Source organism: Limnohabitans sp. JirII-29 (genome assembly GCF_003063395.1).
In the GTDB taxonomy this organism is placed as follows: Bacteria; Pseudomonadota; Gammaproteobacteria; order Burkholderiales; family Burkholderiaceae_C; genus Limnohabitans.
The window spans coordinates 85,060-99,346 of sequence record NZ_NESB01000003.1; the positions used below are offsets into that span (position 1 = coordinate 85,060).

At 54.1% G+C, this 14,287-nt stretch carries 17 protein-coding genes; 7 read left to right on the forward strand and 10 right to left on the reverse strand.

The annotated features are described in order from the left end of the window. Positions 1-2: 2 nt before the first annotated feature. Entirely contained in the window at positions 3-1,010 is a 1,008-nt protein-coding gene (locus B9Z39_RS05520; RefSeq protein WP_100144779.1) for a D-2-hydroxyacid dehydrogenase family protein, read from the reverse strand. 52 nt (positions 1,011-1,062) lie between these two features. Between B9Z39_RS05520 and B9Z39_RS05525 the strand changes: the two genes are divergently transcribed. Then, positions 1,063-1,578, forward strand: coding sequence for a DUF1993 family protein (locus tag B9Z39_RS05525; protein ID WP_100144780.1), 516 nt, complete (start codon positions 1,063-1,065; stop codon positions 1,576-1,578). Between the two features lie 60 nt (positions 1,579-1,638). Here the strand turns inward: B9Z39_RS05525 and B9Z39_RS05530 are convergent, their stop codons facing one another. Continuing rightward, a complete protein-coding gene (locus B9Z39_RS05530; RefSeq protein ID WP_100144782.1) occupies positions 1,639-1,884 on the reverse strand; it encodes a hypothetical protein in 246 nt (81 codons plus the stop codon). 13 nt (positions 1,885-1,897) lie between these two features. Beyond that, positions 1,898-2,572, reverse strand: a complete 675-nt coding sequence (gene lexA, locus B9Z39_RS05535) for a transcriptional repressor LexA (protein WP_100144784.1) — start codon at positions 2,570-2,572, stop codon at positions 1,898-1,900. Positions 2,573-2,666: 94 nt separating this feature from the next. On the opposite strand from lexA, the gene B9Z39_RS05540 reads away from it, so the two are divergent. After that, positions 2,667-3,629: an asparaginase gene (locus B9Z39_RS05540; protein WP_100144786.1), complete on the forward strand. Its 963-nt coding sequence runs from the start codon at positions 2,667-2,669 to the stop codon at positions 3,627-3,629. Positions 3,630-3,660: 31 nt separating this feature from the next. Here B9Z39_RS05540 and adk read toward each other — a convergent pair whose 3' ends face one another. From adk to B9Z39_RS05570, 6 genes are all read right to left on the reverse strand, one after another. After that, positions 3,661-4,317 (reverse strand): adenylate kinase, encoded by a 657-nt coding sequence (adk, locus tag B9Z39_RS05545; RefSeq protein ID WP_100144788.1) that lies wholly within the window; start codon positions 4,315-4,317, stop codon positions 3,661-3,663. A 65-nt stretch (positions 4,318-4,382) separates the two neighbouring features. Continuing rightward, on the reverse strand, positions 4,383-5,144 hold the full coding sequence (gene kdsB, locus B9Z39_RS05550; protein ID WP_100144790.1) for a 3-deoxy-manno-octulosonate cytidylyltransferase: 762 nt from the start codon (positions 5,142-5,144) through the stop codon (positions 4,383-4,385). Beyond that, complete coding sequence (locus tag B9Z39_RS05555) at positions 5,145-5,327, reverse strand: Trm112 family protein (protein ID WP_100144792.1); 183 nt, start codon at positions 5,325-5,327, stop codon at positions 5,145-5,147. Beyond that, the gene (lpxK, locus tag B9Z39_RS05560; RefSeq protein ID WP_108301214.1) at positions 5,308-6,318 is read right to left on the reverse strand and encodes a tetraacyldisaccharide 4'-kinase; all 1,011 of its coding nucleotides are present in this window, start codon (positions 6,316-6,318) and stop codon (positions 5,308-5,310) included. Before lpxK ends, B9Z39_RS05555 begins: the two co-directional genes overlap by 20 nt. 7 nt (positions 6,319-6,325) lie before the next feature. Further along, positions 6,326-6,748, reverse strand: coding sequence for a biopolymer transporter ExbD (locus B9Z39_RS05565; protein WP_100144794.1), 423 nt, complete (start codon positions 6,746-6,748; stop codon positions 6,326-6,328). A 15-nt stretch (positions 6,749-6,763) separates the two neighbouring features. After that, entirely contained in the window at positions 6,764-7,390 is a 627-nt protein-coding gene (locus B9Z39_RS05570; protein ID WP_100144796.1) for a MotA/TolQ/ExbB proton channel family protein, read from the reverse strand. 234 nt (positions 7,391-7,624) lie between these two features. On the opposite strand from B9Z39_RS05570, the gene xseA reads away from it, so the two are divergent. Both xseA and B9Z39_RS05580 read left to right on the forward strand, forming a co-directional pair. Then, on the forward strand, positions 7,625-8,923 hold the full coding sequence (gene xseA, locus B9Z39_RS05575) for an exodeoxyribonuclease VII large subunit (protein WP_233248924.1): 1,299 nt from the start codon (positions 7,625-7,627) through the stop codon (positions 8,921-8,923). 36 nt (positions 8,924-8,959) lie between these two features. Then, positions 8,960-9,541: a superoxide dismutase gene (locus tag B9Z39_RS05580; RefSeq protein WP_108300999.1), complete on the forward strand. Its 582-nt coding sequence runs from the start codon at positions 8,960-8,962 to the stop codon at positions 9,539-9,541. Positions 9,542-9,606: 65 nt separating this feature from the next. Here the strand turns inward: B9Z39_RS05580 and B9Z39_RS05585 are convergent, their stop codons facing one another. Continuing rightward, the gene (locus tag B9Z39_RS05585) at positions 9,607-10,050 is read right to left on the reverse strand and encodes a DUF192 domain-containing protein (RefSeq protein ID WP_108301000.1); all 444 of its coding nucleotides are present in this window, start codon (positions 10,048-10,050) and stop codon (positions 9,607-9,609) included. 109 nt (positions 10,051-10,159) lie between these two features. Here B9Z39_RS05585 and icd point away from each other — a divergent pair, with 109 nt between their 5' ends. The 3 genes from icd (at position 10,160) to clpA (ending at position 14,230) form a co-directional block, all read left to right on the forward strand. Next, the gene (gene icd / locus B9Z39_RS05590) at positions 10,160-11,416 is read left to right on the forward strand and encodes an NADP-dependent isocitrate dehydrogenase (RefSeq protein WP_108301001.1); all 1,257 of its coding nucleotides are present in this window, start codon (positions 10,160-10,162) and stop codon (positions 11,414-11,416) included. A gap of 79 nt (positions 11,417-11,495) precedes the next feature. Further along, on the forward strand, positions 11,496-11,843 hold the full coding sequence (gene clpS, locus B9Z39_RS05595; RefSeq protein ID WP_100144804.1) for an ATP-dependent Clp protease adapter ClpS: 348 nt from the start codon (positions 11,496-11,498) through the stop codon (positions 11,841-11,843). A 56-nt stretch (positions 11,844-11,899) separates the two neighbouring features. After that, positions 11,900-14,230: an ATP-dependent Clp protease ATP-binding subunit ClpA gene (gene clpA / locus B9Z39_RS05600; protein ID WP_108301002.1), complete on the forward strand. Its 2,331-nt coding sequence runs from the start codon at positions 11,900-11,902 to the stop codon at positions 14,228-14,230. The last annotated feature ends 57 nt before the right edge of the window (positions 14,231-14,287 follow it).

Consider the following 14,287-nt stretch of genomic DNA (forward strand, 5'->3'; position numbering starts at 1 on the left):
GGTCAACGCCGAACTTGCAGTGCGCCTGGGTTGACGATGTTGGTGGGCGTGCCTTTGATGAAGTTCACCACGTTGTCAAATGCAGTGCCGAAATACAACTCGTAGCTGTCTTGTTCCACATAGCCAATATGCGGCGTGCAGATGCAGTTTTCCAAACGCAACAATGCATGGCCTTGCAAAATAGGCTCACTTTCAAACACATCGATGGCGGCCATACCGGGTCGGCCTCGATTGAGTCCTGCGAGCAAGGCATCGGGTTCAATCAACTCGGCTCGTGAGGTGTTGACCAGCAAGGCGGTAGGCTTCATGCGTTGCAAGTCGGCGGCAGTGACAATTCCGCGTGTGGCCTCATTCAGACGCAGGTGCAGACTCACGACATCCGATTCGGCAAAAAACTCTTCACGTGAAGCGGCAACATTCAAGCCTTCTTTCAAACCACGTTCGCGCGAAGCTTCACTGCCCCACAACAAAACACGCATGCCAAAAGCTTTGCCATAGCCAGCCAGTAATTGACCAATCTTTCCGTAGCCCCATATGCCCAGGGTTTTTCCTCGCAACACCTGGCCCAAACCAAAGTTTGTGGGCATAGAGCCAGCTTTCAGCCCTGCTTGCTGCCAAGCACCATGCTTCAAGTGGCTGATGTATTGAGGAATGCGACGCATCGCGGCCATGATCAGGGCCCAAGTCAACTCAGCAGGCGCAACGGGCGAGCCAAAGCCTTCGGCGACCACGATGCCACGCTCGGTACAGGCGGCCACATCAACATGGCTGCCGACTTTGCCTGTTTGTGAAATGAGTTTGAGGTTAGGCAACTTCTCGATCAATTGACGTGTAATTTGGGTGCGCTCACGGATGAGGACCAAAATTTCAGCATCTTTGAGACGAACGGAGAGTTGGCCGATGCCTTTGATGGTGTTGGTGTAGACCTTGGCTTGATACGGGTCAAGCTTGGACGCGCAGTTCAGTTTGCGGACGACGTCTTGGTAGTCGTCTAGGATAACGATGTTCATGTTGCAATTGTGCCTTGTCACTCGATGGGGCAATTGTCGCTCGGAGTACTCCATGTCTATTTCTATGTCTTCTGCCAGCGTGCCTGTTTTTCAAACGATGTTGACCAATTTGAGCCATTTGCTGGCCAAAGCCCAAACCTATGCGGAAACAAAAAAATTTGATCCCGTTGTTTTGACCCAGTACCGATTGGCTCCAGACATGTTGCCGTTCACGCGACAGGTTTTGATTGCCTGCGATGCCTCTAAGTTGTGCGTTGCGCGTTTGTCGGGCTTGGAAGCTCCGAAGTTTGACGACACCGAGACCACTTTATCTGAGTTGATGGTGCGTATCCAAAAGACCATCGATTGGATCAAAACAGTGCCTGCCTCTGCGCTAGATGGCAGTGAGCTCAAAAGCATCACCTTTCCAGTAGGCAAGGACAAAACACGCACCATGACCGGGGAAGACTATCTCAAGCATTGGGCTTTGCCCAACTTGTTTTTCCATGTCACCACGGCGTATGCGATCTTGCGACACAACGGTGTGGACCTTGGCAAGGCTGATTACTTGCTTGGCCCAAATGCCTGATTGCCGTTGAGTCACACGCTTCTGGGGAGCGCCAAGCTTCATCCCAGTGCGTGAGTGTGTTCAATGTCTGTTTTCTAATTCGGCCAAGCGGTCAAGTTCAGCGCATACATCGGCCATGCGACCAGAAATGACCATGCGGCCTGCGTTGTGGCGGCTTTGTTGGGCTTCCATCACGCGTGCCACGCGCAGTGGTAGAGGACGTTTGGCGGAGGGGGTGCTTTGCAAAGCTTGTGCAGGCAAAAAGCTTCGGACAGTGTTTTGCAGCGGGTTCAGCAGGCGGTAAGCGCCAAAGAGGGCAAGGCTCATGGTAGATCTCTCTTTACATCAACATGGTGTTACGAATCAATCCGACAGCGAGACCTTCAATTTCAAAGGGCTCACCAGGTTCGACCACGATGGTTTGGTAGTCGGGGTTTTCTGCTTCTAGCTCGATGCGAGTGGCTGTACGGCGAAAACGTTTCACCGTGACTTCATCGCCAAGTCTGGCCACGACAATTTGCCCGTTTCTTGCGTCACGCGTAGATTGCACTGCCAATAAATCCCCATCCATGATGCCGGCGTCTCGCATGGACATGCCACGGACTCTGAGCAAGTAGTCTGGTTTGTGCTGGAACAAGCTGCTCTCAACGTAATAAGTTTGGTCCACATGCTCTTGGGCCAAGATCGGCGAGCCTGCAGCAACTCGCCCGACCAAAGGCAGGGCCAGTTGGGCCAAACTTTGCAAGGGCAGGGTGAACTGCTGAGACAAAGAGTTTTGCATGGAGCGCAGGTTTTGGCCTTTCAGGCGAATGCCGCGCGAAGTGCCGCTTACCAATTCGATCACGCCTTTACGAGCCAAAGCTTGCAGATGTTCTTCGGCTGCGTTGGCAGATTTAAATCCCAGCTCGTTGGCGATTTCAGCCCGCGTAGGAGGTGATCCCGTGTTGGCAATAGCCGATTGAATCAGCTCCAAAATTTGTTGCTGTCGTGGGGTGAGTTTTGGCGTGTCATTCATCGATGCGGCTCCTGCACAATGTGAGTGTCTTGAATACAACTGTCTGCATATCCAGTAACTGTATTTTTAACCAGCTTTTTAGGTTTGGCAAGCGATGAATGTGAAAAAAAGCAAAAAAATCGTGGTTTTGGCCACAGGTGGGACGATTGCCGGCTGGGCAGACGATGTCGATCGAGCACAAAACTACCGGGCAGGACAGATCGGAGTGGCTCAATTGCTAGACAAACTCGAGGCGAGTGCTCATACCCTTGTCTCTGAACAACTGGCCCAGATAGACAGCAAAGACGTGGACGATGAGTTGTGGCGCTGCCTGGCTGAACGTGCCGCGCATTGGCTGGCGCAGTCCGATGTGCAAGGGGTCGTTGTGACGCATGGCACAGACACTTTGGAGGAGACAGCTTATTTTTTGCAAACTCTGTTGCGCCCTACAAAGCCGTTGGTATTGACATGTGCCATGCGAGCAGCCAACGCGCCAGACAGCGATGGTCCTCGTAATCTACAAGATGCCATCGCTTTGGCCGCAAGTCCAAGTGCGATCGGTGTGCTGGTCGTATGCGCTGGTGAAGTGCACGCCGGGCAGGAGGTTCAAAAGCTGCACAGCCAGCGCTTGAACCCATTCAGTTCGGGTGAATTAGGACCGATCGGTCGCATGCAAGCGGGACGCTTCGAGCGATTGCGTGATGTGTGCGTGACCGCCGAACAGGGGGCCATGCCCACGCTGAGTGATGTTCTGGCCTGTGCGCCCTGGCCTCGTGTGGTCTTGGTATTGAGTCACGCAGGCGTGACAGGCGAGATGGTGGAGGCTGTGCTTGCCAGCCAGCCGCCCGATGGTTGGGTGGTTGCGGGCACAGGCAACGGCACCGTCCACAAAGCCTTGCAAGCTGCATTGGAAAAAGCACACACCCGAGGAGCCATGGTTGTGCGTGCGTCACGATGTGCATTGGGGGGCGTGCAAGACCGAACGGATGATGTGTTTGCACATGCCGGCACATTGACTGCGGTGCAGGCTCGCGTAGCTTTAATGTTGGTTTTGATTGCCAAGAAAAAGGCCGCTTAAGAGCGGCCTTGAGCGGGGTCAAGCACAGGTTTTAGCTGGCCAAGGCTGCGAACGCACGCTCTTTGATTTCGTCTACTGAACCGATACCGGCAATGGCGCGGTACTGAGGTGCCGCAGCGTCTCCCGTTTTAGCCCAGTTGGCGTAGTAGTCGACCAAGGGGCGCGTTTGGGCACTGTAGACATCGAGACGTTTTTTGACAGTTTCTTCTTTGTCGTCATCGCGCTGGATCAGTGGTTCACCCGTGACATCGTCTTTGCCTTCAACTTTGGGTGGGTTGAATTTGACATGGTAAGTGCGTCCACTGGCGACGTGGGCACGACGTCCGCTCATGCGATCGATGATGGCGTCAAATGGCACATCAATTTCTAGCACGTAATCAAGTTTGACGCCAGCAGCCTTCATTGCGTCAGCTTGAGGAATGGTGCGTGGGAAGCCATCGAACAAAAATCCTTTGGCGCAATCGGCCTGCGTGATGCGCTCTTTGACCAAGCCAATGATGATGTCGTCACTGACCAAGCCGCCAGCGTCCATCACTTTTTTAGCTTCAATACCCAATGGGGTGCCCGCCTTGACGGCAGCACGAAGCATGTCACCGGTTGAAATTTGGGGAATGCCATATTTCTGGCAAATGAAGGTGGCCTGTGTGCCCTTACCGGCACCTGGGGCGCCCAACAAAATCAGTCTCATGCTTCTTCCTAGAATTTGCTTGTTTGTTCTCTGGTGAGGATAGCATGCGATCCCCTTGCAAAGTCTTACGCGGCGCTCTCAAAAAGAGCACGAACGCGAGCCAAGTCTTCCAACGTGTCAACACCCGGTCCAGGTGAGTCCGTGGTGACGTGGACTGCAATTTTGTGGCCGTGCCACATGGCCCGCAGCTGCTCCAAGGACTCCGTAAGCTCAATCGGTGCTTGGCTCAATGTAGGAAATTGGCGTAAAAAACCAACCCGGTAAGCATAAAGCCCCACATGACGCAAAGGTGCGGGATCAGGCAGGCGGGTGATTCCTTGTGCGAAGCCATCACGCCACCAAGCAATGGGGGCACGACTGAAGTACAGCGCCGTATTGCGTGCATCCAGCACTACTTTGACAACATTGGTGTTACGTAAGTCGTCAACAGTGTCGATGGCGTGCGCCAACGTGCTCATGCTGCAATCTGGACGTGATTGGAGAAGGGCCGCGGCGGCATCGACAGAGCTTGGATCGATCAGAGGCTCATCACCTTGCACATTGACAACGATGTCTTGGTCGTGCAGTCCTAACAGCGTACAAGCCTCTGCCAGGCGATCACTCCCAGAAGGGTGATCGTCGCGGGTCAGGATGGCTTCGATGCCATGTGATGCGCAAGCAGACCGAATGCGCTCATCATCAGCGGCAACCACAATCCGTGAAGCACTGGACTGTGTGGCTCTTTGAGCCACACGAACCACCATGGGCAAGCCCGCAATGTCTGCCAAGGGTTTATCGGGCAGGCGTGAAGAGCCCATGCGAGCTGGGATCAAAACACAAAAAGACATTCAGGATTCCAGCTCTTGGTCGGTCAATACGCGTGCTTCATGTTCAAGCAGCACAGGGATGCCATCGCGCACTGGGTAAGCCAATCGGGCACTGCGAGAAATTAACTCTTGTCGCTCGCGGTTGTAGTCGAGTGGGCCTTTGGTCACAGGGCAGACCAGCAGTTCAAGTAGTTTGGAGTCCATGGTGCGATGATAACTTTGAGTCCAAGCGTGCATCAATGGCTTGCAGCAATTCGGGTGGCAAGGTCGTGAGCAGCGGGACGGCCCAAACGGTGGGATGCAAGGGCCATAGCTTGACGGCATCTTTCTCTGTGCACAACACATCACCTAAGCGCTCATTGATAACCACGTCGCGCATGTCAGCGTGATCTGCCAGCGCTTGGGTATTCGTCAACGACAGGCCTTGCGCCGCGAGCATGTCAAAAAAGACCTGAGGTTTGGCAATACCCGCAATGGCTTGCACAGGTGTCATCCGCCAATCTTGCAAGCTGCGCTGCGTGCCGTCTGCGCGTACCGCAAAGTGAGCCAGTTGCTTGCGCACTTGGTAGCGCGGCGAAGAGGGCGTGGCAGCGCTGGTGAGTTCAAACCGATTGACATCAAGCGCAGCAGCACGCGGCCATGGCTCACGCAGAGGGCCGGCAGGCAGCAGCCAGCCGTTGCCGACATCTCGTTCATCAAACACACACACCTCAATATCGCGTGCCAAAGCCAAGTGCTGCAAACCGTCGTCACACACCAGCACTTGGATGTTTGGGTATTTTTGCAACAAGGCTTCGCCAGCTGCTGCGCGGTCAGCAGCGACCCAAACGGGCACGCCACAGCGGCGGGCAATCAGCAGTGGCTCGTCACCCACATCTTGCGCTTGACTACTGGCGTGAACCTCTCGCTGATCGCGTGTTGTGCGTCCATAACCGCGCGACAGTACGCCGACATGGAGACCGCGTTGGCGCAAGTGCTCCACCAGCGCCATCACCACCGGTGTTTTACCGACGCCTCCCACCAAGACATTGCCAACGACCAAGACGGGCACGGGTAAGTGTTGGGATTTGAAAACGCCCAAGCGATAAAGCCACTGCCGACTCCTGACCAGGCATCCAAAACAGGCAGATATGGGCCACAAGATGCAGGCTAAAAGCCCTCGCTTGAGCCATGCCTGTGTCAGGACCTTGCGCATGTGGTCTTTAATCGGATTTGCCAGCCAGCTGGGCGGCAAAAGTGAGTTGGCTCAAGCCGTTGCGACGCGCTGCCTCCATGACCAGCATCACAGACTGATGGCTGGCTTGGGCATCTGCACTGATGACGACCATCGGGCTTTCTAAACCTTGCGTTGCTTGCGTGAGTGCTTGGCTCAGGCTTTGCACATCGCGCCCAGGAATTAGGGTTCGGTTCACGCTGTAACGACCATCGCTACTCACTGACACCAAAATTTCGCTAGGACGGTCTTTTTGCAGTGCAGCGTCGGCGACAGGAAGGTTCAACTGCATTTCAGTGAACTTGCTGTAGGTGGTGGACAGCATCAAAAAAATAAGGACCACCAACAGCACATCAATGAACGGGATCAGATTGATCTCGGGTTCGGGAGAGTTAGATCGATGAAATTTCATGCGGCGTTCACGAACTCAACGGAGTTTGTTGCGCAAGGAGAGCAAATGGCGGGCAAAGCGCTCGGCATCGAGTTCAAGCCCTAAGACATAAGCGTCCACGCGCGCACGTAAATATCGCCAAAACATCAAGCTGGGAATGGCCACGATCAAACCAAAAGCTGTGTTGTACAAGGCCATCGAGATACCTTGCGCGAGTTGCGCGGGGTTGCTGCCACCTGGTGTTTGTGCGCCAAAAATATCAATCATGCCAATCACTGTGCCCAACAAACCCAGCAGCGGTGCCGCAGAAGCGATGGTGGCCAAGGCGGAGAGGTTTTTATCCAGTTCGTGCGCAGCTTGACGACCCGCAACCTCCATGCTGTAGCGTAAATCTACATCATTGATACTTTGATTAGCTTGCAAGGCATGCCAACCACTGGCCAAGACCTGGCCCAAAAAGGAGTGGTGCTCAAGCTGAGCCATCACATCGACGCTGGGCAGACTGTGTTGCGAGGCCAAAATAGCTTGGTCGAGTAGCCCTTGCGGTGCCACCAAATGCACGCGCAAACTGAGCAATCGTTCGATGATCAGGGCCAGGGCCACCACGGAACAGCCTAATAAGGGCCAAATCGGCCAACCAGCCGCTTGTATGATCGACAGCAATGCGCAACTCCAATGAAACGACGTCGCGATTATCGCCCACCGTTTCATGCACATTTACTGTGGATAACTTTGTGGGTAAGTTTCAATGCAAGCGCCTACAAGCCGCATGAATGGCCGTTTCCTACAAAATGATTGAATTTTCAGCGCAAAAAATGCCAATGAAATCAAAAACTTACACCGACAGCTCGACATTGTTGGTCGATTTGATCTCTCATCCACTCAAGGTTTCGTTCTGTGGATGAGTTCAGCTTGTCAGGTCCGGAAACCATCGGTTTGACGCCGCGAATTTGGGCGGTTGGCGCGCTGTGCCGCGCCATTGCTGATGCTTTGGAAGCGCGTTTCAATCCAGTTGCGGTACGCGGAGAGATTTCGGGCTTCACACGCGCATCCAGCGGGCATTGCTACTTTTCGCTCAAGGACGCACAAGGCCAATTGCGTTGTGCCATGTTCAAACGTGCCGCCCAGTTGTTGGATTTTTCTCCGGCAGACGGTGAGCTGGTCGAGTTGCGGGGGCGCCTGGGTGTGTATGAACCCCGTGGTGAGTTGCAACTGATCGTGGAGAACATGCGTCGTGCGGGCCAAGGTGCGTGGTTTGAGCAGTTCTTGCGGCTCAAAGCCAAGCTAGAGGCCGAGGGCTTGTTTTCTGTAGATCGCAAGCGTGCGATTGCCAGCCAGCCGCGCTGTATTGGGGTCGTCACCTCCTTGGGGGCTGCGGCTTTGCATGATGTGGCGACAGCTTTGCAACGACGGGTGCCACATATTGCGGTACTGCTTGCTCCATCGCCCGTACAAGGCCCTGAAGCGGCACCTGGGTTGGTCCGCGCTATTCAAGCCTTGATTGAGCAACCCCAAATGGATGTGATTTTGTTGGTTCGAGGTGGCGGATCGATGGAAGACCTGTGGGCTTTCAACGACGAAGCCCTGGCACGCACGATTGCGCAAAGCCCGGTCCCCGTGATTGCTGGTTTAGGGCACGAAACAGACTTCACCATTGCCGACTTTTGCGCTGATTTACGTGCCCCCACGCCGACAGCTGCCGCCGAATTGTGCGCCACCTCACGCCAAGAATTGCTGGACAATTTACAAGCTTGGGCAAACGTCATTCAGACCCTGATGGGACGCCAACTGGACACCCAGACACAACGCTTGGATAGGGCGCAAGCTCGTCTGGGACGGCCTTCACAAGGTCTGACACACGAAAAAATGCAATTGCTGGGCATGCAGCAAAGGCTACAAACAGGTTTGCAAAATCATCTACAACGCCAGCAGCACGCCTTGACGAACTTGGCAAACAGTTTCAACCGAAGTCTGGAGCAAGCACCACATCAAGCGCGCGAGCGCTTGCAGCGTGCCGCTTTGCGGCTTGAGCTATTGGATCCTAAATTGGTGCTGCAACGTGGGTTTGCCTGGTTAAGCAACACCGATGGGCGTGCCGTCACATCCGTCAAGCAAACCCAGATTGGGCAGCCCTTGCAAGCAACCCTTGCGGATGGCGTGGTTGAATTGCAGGTCACTGCATCACGTGAGATATAGTTTTTACAATCCGTTTTTTTCACCTCAGAGGACTTCATGGAACATACGCTCCCCGCATTGCCATACGCCATCGACGCATTGGCTCCCCATTACTCTCAAGAAACCTTGGAGTTCCATCATGGCAAGCACCACAACGCTTATGTGGTCAACCTCAACAACCTGCAAAAAGGTACTGAGTTTGAAAGCATGTCGCTGGAAGAGATCGTGAAGAAATCCAGCGGTGGCATTTACAACAACGCCGCCCAAATCTGGAATCACACCTTCTTTTGGAGCTGCATGAAACCACAAGGCGGCGGCGAGCCCACAGGTGCTTTGGCTACAGCCATCAACGCCAAGTTCGGCAGCTATGCAGCGTTCAAAGAAGCTTTCGTCAAGAGCGCTGTCGGTAACTTTGGCTCAGGCTGGACTTGGTTGGTCAAAAAAGCCGACGGCTCTGTGGACATCGTCAACACGGGCGCAGCAGGTACCCCGGTGACTAGTGCTGATAAAGCCTTGTTGACTGTGGACGTGTGGGAACACGCCTACTACATCGACTACCGCAATATGCGCCCTAAGTTTGTTGAAACCTTCCTCGACAAACTCGTGAACTGGAGTTTTGCTGAGAGCAACTTCGCCTAAATTCTGCGTATTTAGAAACAAAAAAGCCGACTCAAGGGTCGGCTTTTTTGTTGTGGCAACTTATTTCAGGGTTTGAACGGTGCACCACCCAAGCGAGTGCCGGCTTTGAAACCTTTTTTGGCAAACCAGCCTTGGTGCATTTCCAGCACGAAACGCACAGGCTTGGTTGAGCAGTGCGCGTCGGTAGTTTGTGGCTTCATATCAGCCAAGTTCACGATGGTGCCGTCATCGGCGACAAAAGCCGCGGTAAGAGGTAACAGCGTGTTTTTCATCCAAAAGCACTGCGCACTGGGCTGCTCAAACACAAACAACATGCCTTCGTGTGTAGGCATCTCCGCGCGGTACATCAGCCCGATGCTGCGTTGTTCAGGCGTTTGTGCCACCTGCGCGTCAATTTGGTACATACCTGCCTGCAACTTGATGCGGGGCAAGTTGGTTTGTGGCACATCTTGGGCCATCGCAACCAAGCTGGTGAATGTGATCAGGAGAATATGGATGAGGCGTTTCATGTGCTCATTATCTGGTGGTCTGGTGTCGCCAAAGCTGAGTCCTGTAAGTCGATGTCGTGAGTCGTGTCACTAGAATCAGGCCGAAATTTCACCATTCGGAGCGCTATCCATGTCTTACTTGCACATTCAAGTGCCAGCCCAAGGTCAAAAAATCACGGTCAACGCCGACATGTCGTTGAATGTGCCTGATCAACCCATCGTGCCTTTTATCGAGGGCGATGGTGTGGGGCAAGACGTCACCCCGGTCATGCGCCAGGTGGTGGATGCTGCGGTGGCGCGTGCCTACGGCGGCAAGCGGCAAATCCATTGGATGGAAGTGTTTGCCGGCGAGAAGTCAACACGTGTGTATGGCGCCGATGTGTGGCTGCCTGACGAAACCACCCAGGTCTTACGCGATTACGTGGTTTCGATCAAAGGCCCACTCAATACCCCCGTGGGTGGTGGCATTCGTTCATTGAATGTGGCCTTGCGTCAAGCCTTGGATTTGTATGTTTGTTTGCGCCCTGTTCAGTATTTCAAAGGCGTTCCGTCCCCATTGAAGGAGCCTGAAAAGACCAACATGGTCATTTTTCGAGAGAACTCTGAAGACATATATGCGGGCATTGAGTACGCAGCCGAAAGCGTAGAAGCCAAGAAATTGATTGCGTTTTTGAACCAGGAGATGGGGGCTACCACGATTCGTTTTCCCAACACCTCGGCCATTGGTATCAAGCCCGTGTCCATTGAGGGCACAGAGCGATTCATCCGCAAAGCCATCCAATACGCGATTGACCATGACAAACCCAGTGTGACCATCGTGCACAAGGGCAACATCATGAAATTCACCGAAGGCGGTTTTCGTGACTGGGCGCTGGCTTTGGCGCAAAAGGAATTCGACGCCAAGCTGATCGACGGCGGGCCGTGGTGCCGCATCACCAACCCTAAAACGGGCAAAGGCATCATCATCAAAGACGTGATCGCGGATGCTTTCTTGCAGCAAATTCTGATGCGTCCTGCCGAGTACTCTGTGGTGGCAACCTTGAACCTGAACGGCGACTACATTTCCGACGCGGTGGCCGCGCAAGTGGGGGGCATTGGCATTGCGCCGGGCGCCAACTTGTCTGACACCGTGGCCTGTTTTGAAGCGACTCACGGTACCGCGCCCAAGTACGCCGGCAAGGATTACGTCAATCCGGGCTCCATGATCTTGTCGGCTGAAATGATGTTGCGTCACATCGGCTGGACCGAGGCAGCAGACCGCATCATTGACGCCATGGAGGCCGCCATTGCAGCCAAACGGGTGACCTATGACTTTGCGCGACTGATGGATGGTGCCACCCAAGTGAGCTGCTCAGGCTTTGGCCAAATCATGATTGACCACATCTAAACCTTGTGCGTTTTAGCAAAGCAATTAAGCCCTGCCTAGGCGGGGCTTTTTGCCACAGGGGCATCGATAGAATCACCCCATGCCCAGCAAAAAACCAACGCCCAAAGTTCAATTGCCCGACCGCGACGATGGCGGTTCGGTTGTTTTAGAGCGTCGCACCCAACGCACCGAGCCACCCCAAATGTTTCAGGTGGTGATGCTCAATGATGACTTCACACCGATGGAGTTCGTGGTCATGGTGTTGCAAGAGTTTTTCTCGAAAGACCGCGAAAGTGCGACGCAGATCATGCTCAAGATTCACCTGGACGGCAAAGGCGTTTGCGGGGTGTACAGCAAAGACGTTGCGGCCACCAAGGTGGAGCAAGTCATGGATGCCGCCCGCAAAGCGGGTCATCCACTGCAATGTTTGAGTGAGCCTGTTGAATAAATGGCTTTCGTTTCCATATACAGTCAAAGCACAGTTGCAAGCCGGAAGGAAAACACATGATTGCCCAAGAACTTGAAGTCAGCTTGCACATGGCCTTTGTAGAGGCCCGTCAGCAGCGCCATGAATTCATCACAGTTGAACACTTGTTGTTGGCTTTGCTCGACAACCCCAGTGCCGCAGAGGTACTGCGTGCCTGTTCTGCCAACATCGATGACCTGCGCAAGTCGCTAGCCAACTTCATCAAAGACAACACGCCCCAGGTCGCAGGTACCGAAGAAGTCGACACGCAGCCCACCTTGGGTTTCCAGCGTGTGATTCAGCGCGCCATCATGCACGTGCAATCCACGGGCAATGGCAAAAAAGAAGTCACAGGCGCCAACGTCCTGGTGGCTATTTTTGGTGAAAAAGACTCGCATGCCGTGTACTACTTGCACCAGCAAGGTGTCACGCGACTTGACGTCGTGAACTTCATTGCCCACGGCATCAAAAAGACAGACCCGCCCGAGCCAGTCAAAGGCTCAGACATCCCTCAAGGGGAGGGTGAAGAAGGGGGGGCGCCCGAAAGGAATGAAAAAGCATCCCCTTTGGAGCAGTTCACTCAAAACCTCAACCAAATGGCCAAAGACGGCAAGATTGATCCGTTGATTGGCCGTGAATACGAGGTCGAGCGCGCCATCCAAATCCTGTGCCGTCGTCGCAAAAACAACCCCCTCTTGGTGGGTGAGGCTGGCGTGGGTAAAACCGCCATTGCCGAAGGCTTGGCATGGCGCATCACACAAAACGATGTGCCCGAGATCTTGGCTGAAGCCGTGGTGTATTCCCTGGATATGGGGGCACTGCTTGCTGGAACCAAATACCGTGGGGACTTTGAGCAACGTCTCAAAGGCGTGATCAAGTCACTACAAGGCAAGCCCAACGCAATTTTGTTCATCGACGAAATTCACACATTGATTGGTGCAGGCGCTGCCTCGGGCGGTACTCTGGATGCGTCCAACTTGCTTAAGCCTGCGTTGTCTAGTGGTCAACTCAAGTGCATCGGTGCCACCACGTTCACCGAATACCGCAGCATCTTCGAAAAAGATGCGGCTCTGAGCCGTCGTTTCCAAAAAATCGATGTGGTGGAACCTACCATCGAGCAAACGGTGGACATCTTGAAAGGGCTGAAGTCACGCTTTGAGGAACACCACAACGTCAAGTACGCCGTGGCCGCCTTGCAAGCGGCGGCTGAGTTGAGCGCCAAGTACATCAATGACCGCCATTTGCCTGACAAGGCGATTGACGTGATCGACGAGGCGGGTGCGGCTCAGCGTATCTTGCCTGTGTCTAAACGCAAGAAAACCATCAGCAAGGCTGAGATTGAAGACATCGTGGCCAAGATCGCCCGTATTCCACCGGCCAACGTGTCCAACGACGATCGCGGCAAGTTGCAAACACTGGAGCGCGACCTGAAGAGCGTCGTCTTCGGCCAAGACAAAGCGCTGGAAGTACTGGCCTCTGCGGTCAAGATGGCGCGCTCTGGCCTGGGTAAAAACGACAAGCCGATCGGTGCTTTCTTGTTCAGCGGCCCCACCGGCGTGGGTAAAACCGAAGCTGCTAAGCAGTTGGCCTACATCATGGGTATCGACTTGATTCGCTTTGACATGTCTGAGTACATGGAGCGCCACGCAGTGAGTCGACTGATTGGTGCGCCTCCTGGCTATGTCGGCTTTGACCAAGGTGGTTTGCTGACCGAAGCCGTCACGAAAAAGCCGCACTGCGTGTTGTTGCTCGACGAAATCGAGAAGGCTCACCCGGACATCTTCAACGTGTTGTTGCAGGTGATGGACCATGGCACGTTGACTGACAACAATGGCCGCAAAGCCGACTTCCGCAATGTGATCTTGATCATGACCACCAATGCGGGGGCTGAAACCATGAACAAGGCCACTATTGGCTTTACCAACCCACGGCAAGCGGGCGATGAAATGGGCGACATCAAACGCTTGTTCACGCCGGAGTTCCGCAACCGTTTGGATGCCATTGTGGGCTTCAAGGCCCTGGACGAAAACGTCATCATGCGTGTGGTCGACAAGTTCTTGCTCCAGTTGGAAACCCAACTGGCAGAAAAGAAAGTGGACGTTACCTTCAGCGACAAGTTGCGCAAACACTTGGCCAAGAAAGGCTTTGACCCCTTGATGGGTGCCCGTCCGATGCAGCGTTTGATTCAAGACACCATTCGTCGCGCCTTGGCCGATGAACTCTTGTTCGGTCGCTTGACCGAAGGTGGCCGCTTGAGTGTGGACATTGACGACAAAGACGAGGTGTTGCTAGACATTCAGCCTTTGCCCAAGAAAGAAAAAGGAACCAAAGTCGAGCCTAATTCGTCGGAAGAAACCGCTGCCGGTTGAACCTAGGTGACGCACAACGGATAAGCGGCTGACAACAGCCGCTTTTTCTTTGGTTTT

Excerpts from the sequence above, each read along its gene's own strand:
- B9Z39_RS05520 (WP_100144779.1), bottom strand. The coding sequence starts at position 1,010 with ATGAACATCGTTATCCTAGACGACTACCAAGACGTCGTCCGCAAACTG.
- B9Z39_RS05525 (WP_100144780.1), top strand. The coding sequence starts at position 1,063 with ATGTCTATTTCTATGTCTTCTGCCAGCGTGCCTGTTTTTCAAACGATG.
- B9Z39_RS05530 (WP_100144782.1), bottom strand. The coding sequence starts at position 1,884 with ATGAGCCTTGCCCTCTTTGGCGCTTACCGCCTGCTGAACCCGCTGCAA.
- lexA (WP_100144784.1), bottom strand. The coding sequence starts at position 2,572 with ATGAATGACACGCCAAAACTCACCCCACGACAGCAACAAATTTTGGAG.
- B9Z39_RS05540 (WP_100144786.1), top strand. The coding sequence starts at position 2,667 with ATGAATGTGAAAAAAAGCAAAAAAATCGTGGTTTTGGCCACAGGTGGG.
- adk (WP_100144788.1), bottom strand. The coding sequence starts at position 4,317 with ATGAGACTGATTTTGTTGGGCGCCCCAGGTGCCGGTAAGGGCACACAG.
- kdsB (WP_100144790.1), bottom strand. The coding sequence starts at position 5,144 with ATGTCTTTTTGTGTTTTGATCCCAGCTCGCATGGGCTCTTCACGCCTG.
- B9Z39_RS05555 (WP_100144792.1), bottom strand. The coding sequence starts at position 5,327 with ATGGACTCCAAACTACTTGAACTGCTGGTCTGCCCTGTGACCAAAGGC.
- lpxK (WP_108301214.1), bottom strand. The coding sequence starts at position 6,318 with ATGCGCAAGGTCCTGACACAGGCATGGCTCAAGCGAGGGCTTTTAGCC.
- B9Z39_RS05565 (WP_100144794.1), bottom strand. The coding sequence starts at position 6,748 with ATGAAATTTCATCGATCTAACTCTCCCGAACCCGAGATCAATCTGATC.
- B9Z39_RS05580 (WP_108300999.1), top strand. The coding sequence starts at position 8,960 with ATGGAACATACGCTCCCCGCATTGCCATACGCCATCGACGCATTGGCT.
- B9Z39_RS05585 (WP_108301000.1), bottom strand. The coding sequence starts at position 10,050 with ATGAAACGCCTCATCCATATTCTCCTGATCACATTCACCAGCTTGGTT.
- icd (WP_108301001.1), top strand. The coding sequence starts at position 10,160 with ATGTCTTACTTGCACATTCAAGTGCCAGCCCAAGGTCAAAAAATCACG.
- clpS (WP_100144804.1), top strand. The coding sequence starts at position 11,496 with ATGCCCAGCAAAAAACCAACGCCCAAAGTTCAATTGCCCGACCGCGAC.
- clpA (WP_108301002.1), top strand. The coding sequence starts at position 11,900 with ATGATTGCCCAAGAACTTGAAGTCAGCTTGCACATGGCCTTTGTAGAG.